We start from the raw sequence: 8,899 nt of genomic DNA, 5'->3' as shown, positions 1-8,899 counted from the left end.
GGTCCGGCCGTCGGGGAGGGGTGGCTCGAAACCGATTGCCCCGGCACGCTCGGCCGCGCATCCTGCGGGGATGCGCTTCTCCGTCAACGTCCCCAACTTCGGTGACTTCGCCGACCCCCGCAACGTCGCCGCCGTGGCGGCCGCCGCCGAGCAAGCCGGGTGGGACGGGCTCTTCGTCTGGGACCACGTGCTGCACCGCGGGCACCAGGGGCGTCCCTTCGGAGACCCGTGGATGCTGCTGACCGCGGCCGCGCTGGCGACCTCCCGCATCCGGCTGGGCACGCTGCTGACGCCCGTCCCCCGTTACCGGCCACAGCAACTCGCCCGCCAAGTGGCCACCCTGGACCGGCTCAGCGGTGGCCGGGTGGTCTTCGCCGCCGGGCTGGGCGGGCCGCTGGAGGACGAATACCGTGCCTTCGGCGACACCGCCGAACCGCGCGTCCTCGCCGAGCGGCTGGACGAGGGACTGGAACTGCTGGAACGCTTCTGGTCCGGCGAGCCGGTGCGCCACTCCGGCCGGCACTACGAGGCCCGCGACGTGACGCTGCTCCCCGCCACCGCGCAGCGGCCCCGTCCGCCGGTGTGGATCGGCGGGTTCTGGCCGCGTCGCGCGCCCATGCGGCGGGCGGCGCGGTGGGACGGTGCGGTGCCGCTGTTCGAAAGCGCCCGGCACGGCCATGCGCCGGACCCCGCGCAAGTACGGGACCTGGTGGACTACGTGCGCAAGCACCGAACGGCCGCGTCCGGGCGCCCCTTCGACTTCGTGCTGGGCGGTGCCACTCCCCCGGCCCCGGCCAGAGCCAGGGACGTGATCGGCCCGCTCCATGACGCCGGCGCCACCTGGTGGGACGAACGGCAGGTGCAGACCGATCCCGACCTGGACCGTCTGCCCCCGGTGCTGCGCCGGGTCGAGGCAGGCCCTCCGGTGATCTGACCAGCCCTTTTGACGTCAGCGGCTGCGCGGCGTGAGGGTCGGGCCGACGCGGTCGCCCGGTGGCAGCGCCACCGCCCGTGGGAGACCGGAGCGGCAGCGACGGCCCCTGCGGGTGACCGCGTCCCGCGCATGACGACGTGGCCCACGTGACCATCCGCCCCGTTCAAGGCCGGGCATCCGGCGATCCGGCGGTGCGGACATCGCTCACGGGCGGGTTGTGGGGGCCGCCTGGCCGGTGCTCGGCCGGGCGGGCGTGCGCAGGGTCAGGAGAGCGACGTCGTCGTCGTTGTCGGCCGGGCGTACCCGGCGCAGCAGCTGGTCGGTGAAGGAGGCCAGCGGGCGGTGGGCGAGGGCGGCGGCGTGCCGGCGGAGCCGGTCCAGGCCCTCGTCGAGGGTGTGGCCGGGTTCTTCGATCAGGCCGTCGGTGTAGAGGACGAGCGTGGAGCCGGGCGGCAGGAGCACCGTTGCGTCCGGGCGGCGCCTGCCCAGCCCTGTTCCCAGGAGGATGCCGTGGCCGTCGGTGAGGTAGCGGGCCAGTCCGTCGTGGCTGATCAGCAGCGGGGGCGGGTGGCCCGCGTTGGTCCAGGACAGTTGCCAGTGGCCGTCGGCCGTCTCCTCGACCCTGGAGAGGATCACGGTGGCCATCGTGACGTCGGTGATGTGCATGATCGCCTCGTCCAGCCGTTCGACGATCCGGCTGGGCGGCTCCTGCTGGGACCAGGCGTAGGCGCGCAGCATGTTCCGCACCTGGGCCATTCCGGCCGCGGCCTCCAGGTCGTGGCCGACGACGTCGCCGATGGCCAGCGCGGTGGCGTCGTCGGACAGCCGGAAGGCGTCGTACCAGTCACCGCCGACCTGCGAGGCATTGGGCGCGGGCAGGTAGCGGACCGTCATCTCCAGCCCGGGCACCCGCGGCATCTGGGGCAGCAGGTGGTTCTGCATGGTCTCGGCGACCTTGCGCTGACGCTGGTAGAGACGCGCGTTGTCCAAGGCGATCCCGGCGCGGCGGGCGATGTCCTCGATCAGCGGCAGATCGGCGGGCGTGAACGCCTGCGACTGGCCGGCACGGCCCAGGGTCAGGGCGCCCAGGACCTCACGGGCGCTGCGGATGGGGGCGATGGCGGCGGAGTGCATGCCGGTGGCCTCGAACAGGCGGCGCTGCTCGAGCGCGATACCGGAATCCGGCTCCCGCTGGTACGTCTCCGGTGCGGCCACCGCGGAAGCGACCCCGCGCAGCGCCCTGGACAGTGGCATCGGCGAGTCCTCCGGAAGCGGAGGCATCGGTCCCTGGAGGTCGTCGTGGTGCACCAGGGTCTCCCCCTCGCCGTGGACGACGACCGCACGCCACACCTCGTCCCGCTCGGTGATCAGATCGATGACGGCCCACTCCGCCAGCCGGGGCACCACCAGAGTCACCAGCCGCCGCAGCGTCTCCTCCGCGTCGAGCGTGGAGGTCAGCCGCGTCGTCGCCTCGGCCAGCAGCGCCAGCCGTTCGAGCTCCGTCAAGGGCTGGGCCGACGGGTCCGCCCGGGTGCCGGTCTTGACCGGGCGATCCACCGCGTGGAAGAGCACCAGCGTGGCAGTCTCGTCGGCACCGGCCTCGTACGGGGCGATCAGCCACGAGATGGGCAGCAGCGAACCGTCACCGCGTGCGAAGTAGTCGGTCTCCGCCTGGGCGGGGCGCCCGGCGTGGAAGGCCTGCCGCATACGGCACTGAGCCCTCGGCATGTGCCGGCCGCCGGAGTCCCGGTGCAGCAGGTCGTGCGCATCGCGGCCGAGAAGAGCCGCGGCGGACCGGTCCAGGAGTCGCTCGGCCAGGGCGTTGACGGCGATGATCCGACCCTGTGGGTCCACCACATAGGCGCCGGTACCGATCGCGTCCAAACGCCGCGCGAGCACGGCCGACGGCGCCCCCGGCTCCCCGGGAACCCACGCAGACCCTGCTACGGCCATGATCCTCCTCTGCCCTGCCGATCATCACATCCGCCAGGAGACACCGGCACGCCGGTCGCCCGCTGCTTCCGCGTGCCTGTGTATATGCCCCTCGTGTGCAGGAACAGACTCATTCTCTACGGCATGAGGAGGCCTGGTCACCCTCTCACCCCTTTCACCCCGGCGACAGCCGGATGAGATCGCGCGCCGCACGGGCGGGCGGGCACGAGAGGGCGGCCCCCGGGCGCGGCCGGCGGATCGAGCAGCGATCAAGGTCCGGCTCCGGCTCACGTGGATGGCGCAGCAGGACGCCGCCCGGGTCGGTTCCGCTGACCCGGACGGCGTACGGGAGGGCGGGCTTCACCCGCCTCCGGCGGTGGCGGACGTGTCGCCGGGCGGCGGACGCGTCACAACGCTCCGCGCACCCAGGGCCCGGTGATGGCGAAGGTGATGCCGGGGGTCTGGACGTTCACGAACAGCCACTTGCCCTTCTTCGGCTCGAAGACCGAACCGGCCCACTCCGAGCCCCGGTGGTCGGCCGCCGGGACGTTCTTGCCCGCGGTCCCGCCCCGCAGGTCCACCGTGTTGGCGGCGAAACGGAAGATCTCGCCCTCCGGGGTCAGCCCCTGCACGTACTCGGTGTCGGAGCCGTCCTCGCACAGCACCAGGCCCCCGCGCGGGCTGACGCACATGTTGTCGGGGTTGTTCAGGACGTCGGCGCCGGGTGAGGCGAACAGCACCCGGAACTCGTCGGTGCACGGGTCGAGTTCGAAGACCTGGCCCTGCCGGACGGGACCGCCGTCGGTGGTGATCGCGTAGATGCGCTCATTGCCGTACCAGGCGCCCTCCAGCCGGCTGAACACCGCGGCGCCGTTCGCCTGCGCCTGCGCCCGGACCGTGTCGGTCGCCGGGTCGACGTCGTCCACCGGCACCCAGGAGACGGTGCCGTAGCACTGCTCGCCGTCGAGGCGGGTGTCGTACGAGGTGTCGCCGATGCGCAGCGCCTCGAGCCGGCCGCCCTTGGCCAGGTCGCCGGGCACGCTGGGAACGAACCGGTACAGCGAGGCGTTGGGGCGGTCCTCGGTCTCGTAGACGTATCCCGTCGCCGGATCCACGGCGACCGCCTCGTGGTTGAACCGGCCCATCGCCCGGTACGGCTCGGGGTTGCCCTTGCCCTCCGAGGCCACCTCGAAGATGTAGCCGTGGCGCTTGCCGGAGACCGTGGAGAAGGACTCCTCGCAGGTGAGCCACGTCTTCCACGGGGTCGGCCCGCCGGCGCAGTTGCGCATGGTGCCGCCGAGGCTGCCGTACGACTCCAGCCACTGACCGGCGTCGGGGTCGAACACCAGCGTCGTGGTGCCGCCGCCGGCGCCGGGATCGTAGGCGGGCGCGGTGAAGGCGGCACCGGCGGCGATCTCGTGGTTGCGCACCAGGTGGACCTTGTCGCCGCGGCGGAAGGCAGCCATGCCGTCGTGCGCGCCCGGCGTGCGCACGCCGTCGTCCATGAGGTCGTTCGTCCAGCCGTAGGAGATGTACTGGAAACCGCGCGGCAGCTGAAGCAGCTCCAGTCCGGTCGCCTCGTCCTTCACCGGCCTCAACGGGCCGTAGCCCGGGTCGAAGTCGAGCTTGACCGGAGCGGCCGCCGCCGTGCGCGCGGCGAGAGCCTGGAAGGGGACGGAGGCGGCAGCGGCCACCGCCGCTCCGCGCAGCAGGGTGCGCCGTTCGAAGCCTGAACCGGTCGGTCTTCCCGCGGACGTGCCTGTCATGGGAGTCCTCTCGATACGACGAACTGTCAGAAGGAGGGGGCGGCGCCAGTCACCCTAAGAGTTAACCCCCGGGGCGCCGTTGAACGGAAGGTGAGCGGTGAGACAACCTGCCGTGAACCCGCCGCCGGCCTGCCGGAGAGTCGCGGGCGAAAGTGAGACGCGGCCGCCCTGCCGGCTGTGTCAGGCTGGCGGACCATGCCTGGATCAGTCCGACACGGGGGCGCCCCATGACGACACCGTCCCGCCTGTCTCCGCTACTGCTGCAGTTCGACTGCGCGCGCGAACGCCTCGCCGACCGTATGACAGGACCGGTCATGGACAGTGGTGACGGGGCGGATACCGAGGTCGGCCCCATGACCGACGAGGAGTACCTCTGGGAGCCGGTGCCCGGCTGCTGGTCGGTACGGCCGCGCGTGGACGGGCCGGGGCCGCGCGCGACCTTCCTGGCCGGCGCCGGCGACTGGGGGCGCGACGCCGCCCCCTACCCGCATCCCTGGCCGCCGCCCTTCACCACCATCGCGTGGCGCCTGAGCCACCTCAGCGAGATGCTGTTCCTGCGCGCCGACCACACCACCGGCAGCCACGCGCTGACCCGGGACGACTACCACGTCAGCGGGGACGCCGCAGGAGCGGTAGCGGCCTTCGACGCCGCCGCGGCAGCCTGGCGGCAGGCGCTGGTGAGCGTCGATGACGCCGCGCTCGACACCGTGGGGTACTGCACCTATCCGCACGGCAGCGACCCGGAGGAGCCGTTCATCGACATCGTGTGGTGGGTCAACCAGGAGTTGCTGCACCACGGTGCCGAGGTCGCCCTGCTGCGCGACCTCCACCGCGCCCGGCCGCGCTGACCCCCGCGTCCACGACATCGGTCGTAGGGCAGGCCGCGGAGACAGGCGTCAGTACCGGGGCCGCGTGTCCTGCGTGGGCAGCGGGCGCAGCGTGGGCCAGCGTTCCAGCAGGCGGGCGGCCACAGCGGCGCTGAGACGGCCGAGTGCGTGCAGATGGTCGTGGTCGCGGCCCAGGCCGGCGACCACGCCGAGCCGGTGGACGAGGCGCTCCCGCGCGGAGATGTACCCCCACTCGAAGTCCTCCACCGGCACGCGCGCCAAATGGTCGGCCGACTCGCGATGAGCGCGCTCGACGAGCGCGTCGCCACGGATCAGCCAGCCGGCGCAGGCGTCGGCGAGGTCGCCGGGGACGTCCGTGCCGGTGAGACTCCGCCAGGTGGCGCGGTAGACATCCTCCGCTTCCGACAGTGGCGCGCCGGTGACCGACATCGCGCACCAGCAGGTCGGGAACCCGATGCGGAAATAGGCGAGTTCGACCAGGCCGTTGCCCAGCGAGGCCTGCTCGAAATCGACGAAGCGGACCCCGTCGGCGGTGCGCAGGTCGTTGCCGGGGCAGGGATCGCCGTGCAGGAGCGCGTGGTGGGGCGCGGGATCGAGCCGGTCGATCACCCCGGCGAGTTCGTCCGGCACCGACGGCGGGACGGGGACGTCAAGCGCCCTGGCCAGGGCGAGGAAGGACTCGGCGTCGGCGGCGCTCGGACCGGACCAGGCGGGGAGCGTGCCCGCGTCGGCCGGCCCCGTCAGCGCGTGCAGCCGGGCGAGGGACTCGGCGTGGCCCGGCATCCAGTCGTCGGCCGCACCGAGGTCGTCCAGGTGCTCCAGGACCATCACGCGGTTCGCCGGGTCCGTTCCGAGCAGCGCGGGCGCGACGGCCGGCCGGGCCGCCCGCGCCGCGAGCCGCAACGCGGCGACCTCCCGTGCGTATCGCGCGTCCCCGTCGGGCCCGGTTCCCCCGCCGTCGGTGATCTGTTTGACGATCACCCGGCCGCCGTCCCGCAGCTCGACCCGCCACACCCGGGAACGGGGGCTGCTGTCCAGCAGCGTGGTCCTGGCGGGAGAACCCAGCACGGAACGCAGCTCGTCGCCGATCGGAACCCGGATCGCCATGACGGTCAGCGTAGGGCCTCAGCGGCACGGACTGCGGATATTTCATCGAGCGCGTCAGCGCTGCCCCGTCGGCTGGAGACACCGGCGACTGGGCCGGAGTCAGTCCGGCACTGCCCCGCGGCAGATGATCGAGAGCGGGCTGTCCGGCGAGTCGACGAGGTACCGCGCGAAGCGGTGAGCCCATCGTCGCGGGTTGTCCGCCAGGGCGCGCCCCACGTCGGCGCGCAGCGGCGGGGCGAAGGAGCGGTACTCGTCGGTGCGCCAGAAGTCGACGCCTTGGAGTCGCTCGCCGACATCGGCGAGCAGCACCGGCCGCGACATCTGGGAGAACAGCAGCCGCGGCCCGGCACTGAACACGCACAGCCCCGGCTGCTTGCGGTCCTGTACGTCCAGGGACGGGCCCACCCACGTGCCGTCGGCCCGCGTGACCTCACTGCACAAGCTGCATGACCGGGAGCGTCGTGCTGCGCACCCGGCCGATGACACCCGCGTACCTGGGGCTGCGCGGCCCTGCCGCCGTTCGGGAGGTGCGAACGGTATGGACCCTCCGCCGGGTCCAGGCCCCCGGTGCACCACCTGGTGAGGGCGTCGCCCAGCGCCCGGTGGGGTGGCGGTCGATGCCCGGCGACCGAGGAGGAACAGACCGCCGGTGGCGACGGCGGCCGTCGCCTGCCAGAAGGAGAGTCCGAGCGCGACGGTGAGGGCGCTGCATCAGCACGGCACGGACCGCGCGGCGGCACCGGCCGCGGCCCCGCCTGATCGTCACAGGCGACGCCCGCGAGTGAGCCGTCCGCGCGCGCACGCTCACGCGCCCGACGAGGTCCGCGCTCTGTGTCTGCGGCCCTGGGGCGTGGGGGTGCCGCCGCGCGGCAGCAGGCCACGGTGCACTCACGCCGTACGGGCCTCCCGCCGGGGCGCGCGTGCCCCGGCCACCCTCGTGTCCACCGCCCGGACGCGGTAGATCGTCCTGGCGGGATCCACGACGGGATCCCCCAGGGCGATCCGGCCGGCCCGGTGGAGGGCGTCGCACTCGTCGGTGGGGAGGGCCACGTAGCAACTGCCCCGGCCGCTCCGGCCGTCGAGCGGCCGCCAGTAACCGTATCTGCGGCGTCCGCCCGCATGCACCGTCAGAAACACGGGCGTCGAGGGATCGGAGACGATCCGCAGCAGATCGGCACCGACGGTGCTGACAGGAGCGAAGGACCGGCTCCGGTGCGACAGGATCTCCGCCGGTGCTGTCCGCGGGCGTTCGGTGCCACGTGACAGGGCCGGACCGGGGACGGGCTGCATAGAGTGGCCTCCTCGAGCTGGACGACCCCAAGCGCCTACCCAGCTCCGCCGATGTCGATCAATTTCTTCGCATCATGCAGCAAGCCACTGACAAACGGCTCCTTCCACCGAAGCGACTCGGCCACTCAGACACCTTGAGCCCGCCCTGTACGGCCGTCTGGCCGTACAGGGCGGGCTCGGGGCCGCTCAGGCCGCTCAGGCCGTGGGCACCGTGTCCTCGAACGCGGTACCGGCCGACCTGTACGCCGCGATCTTGGCGTCGACCTGAGCGGGGGTCAGGACCTGGTCCTTCACGTGGAGGACGTAGTCGACCTGCTGCTCGTAGGCCCGCGGTGTCGTGGACGTCTGGCCGTCGAGGTCGATCAGCCACTGGTTGAAGTCGATGGACATCGGGCGTTCGGGCAGGTAGGCGGCGTCATGGGTGCCGAAGAGCCGGCCGTCGACGTAGTACTTGATGGAGGTGCCGTCGATGGTGACGACGAGGTCGTGCCAGCCGGCGTAGCTCTGACGGCTCTCGGTGTGCTGGTTGACCGCCTGCCACGGGTCGGGGTTGTAGGTCTCCCAGGAGGTCGTGTAGAGGATGTTGGCCGGCTCACCCCAGCCGCCGTTGGGGAGGTACTCGAAGTCGTACTCGGCGTAGTCGTCGGCCATCGGGGCCTTGAGGTCGTTGATGGTGAAGAAGGTCTGGACGACCCGGTCGCCGTCGGGCCCGGACCGGGGGGCGTCGCTGAACTTGACGCGGGCGGCGTACGTGCCGTTCTTGAACTTGGCCGCCTTGGTGAGGACTTCGGTGTGCTCGGTGCTGGCGGGGGTGCCCGCGGTCGAGGTCTCCAGCGTCATGACGGTGTTGCCGTTGCTGGTGGAGAAGGTGACGTTGGAGGGGTCCCAGGTGGCGCCCGGGACGCCGGGGCCACCGGAGTTGGCGCGTACGGACCAGCCGTTGGCGGAGATCTTCGGGTCGGTGTGGGTGGTGTAACTGAAGTCGTCCCAGAGGGTTCCCGATCCGCCGGGCGGGGGTGTGG

General features: G+C 72.5%; 8 protein-coding genes. 2 read left to right on the top strand and 6 right to left on the bottom strand.

Annotated elements, in window-relative coordinates; genetic code table 11:
- Window positions 1-70: 70 nt before the first annotated feature.
- Window positions 71-934, top strand: coding sequence for an LLM class flavin-dependent oxidoreductase (locus CCN42_RS26605; protein WP_086739397.1), 864 nt, complete (start codon window positions 71-73; stop codon window positions 932-934).
- Between the two features lie 204 nt (window positions 935-1,138).
- Here CCN42_RS26605 and CCN42_RS26600 read toward each other — a convergent pair whose 3' ends face one another.
- The gene (locus CCN42_RS26600) at window positions 1,139-2,887 is read right to left on the bottom strand and encodes a SpoIIE family protein phosphatase (protein WP_086739395.1); all 1,749 of its coding nucleotides are present in this window, start codon (window positions 2,885-2,887) and stop codon (window positions 1,139-1,141) included.
- A gap of 386 nt (window positions 2,888-3,273) precedes the next feature.
- A complete protein-coding gene (locus CCN42_RS26595; protein ID WP_086739393.1) occupies window positions 3,274-4,632 on the bottom strand; it encodes an alkaline phosphatase PhoX in 1,359 nt (452 codons plus the stop codon).
- A 227-nt stretch (window positions 4,633-4,859) separates the two neighbouring features.
- On the opposite strand from CCN42_RS26595, the gene CCN42_RS26590 reads away from it, so the two are divergent.
- Entirely contained in the window at window positions 4,860-5,480 is a 621-nt protein-coding gene (locus CCN42_RS26590) for a DinB family protein (RefSeq protein ID WP_086739390.1), read from the top strand.
- Between the two features lie 48 nt (window positions 5,481-5,528).
- On the opposite strand, the gene CCN42_RS26585 is transcribed toward CCN42_RS26590, so the two are convergent.
- From CCN42_RS26585 to CCN42_RS26570, 4 genes are all read right to left on the bottom strand, one after another.
- On the bottom strand, window positions 5,529-6,587 hold the full coding sequence (locus CCN42_RS26585; RefSeq protein ID WP_086739388.1) for an aminoglycoside phosphotransferase family protein: 1,059 nt from the start codon (window positions 6,585-6,587) through the stop codon (window positions 5,529-5,531).
- A gap of 99 nt (window positions 6,588-6,686) precedes the next feature.
- Window positions 6,687-7,028: a hypothetical protein gene (locus CCN42_RS26580; protein ID WP_245877468.1), complete on the bottom strand. Its 342-nt coding sequence runs from the start codon at window positions 7,026-7,028 to the stop codon at window positions 6,687-6,689.
- A 447-nt stretch (window positions 7,029-7,475) separates the two neighbouring features.
- Entirely contained in the window at window positions 7,476-7,877 is a 402-nt protein-coding gene (locus CCN42_RS26575; RefSeq protein ID WP_245877467.1) for a hypothetical protein, read from the bottom strand.
- Window positions 7,878-8,072: 195 nt separating this feature from the next.
- Window positions 8,073-8,899 (bottom strand): glycoside hydrolase family 16 protein (locus tag CCN42_RS26570; RefSeq protein ID WP_143662015.1); only part of this gene is annotated, 827 nt, incomplete at its 5' end.

This window comes from Streptomyces glaucescens (assembly GCF_002154375.1).
Classification (GTDB): Bacteria; Actinomycetota; Actinomycetes; order Streptomycetales; family Streptomycetaceae; genus Streptomyces; species Streptomyces glaucescens.
The sequence above is the reverse complement of the archived record's forward strand: the minus strand, read 5'-3'. Positions and strand labels throughout refer to the sequence as shown.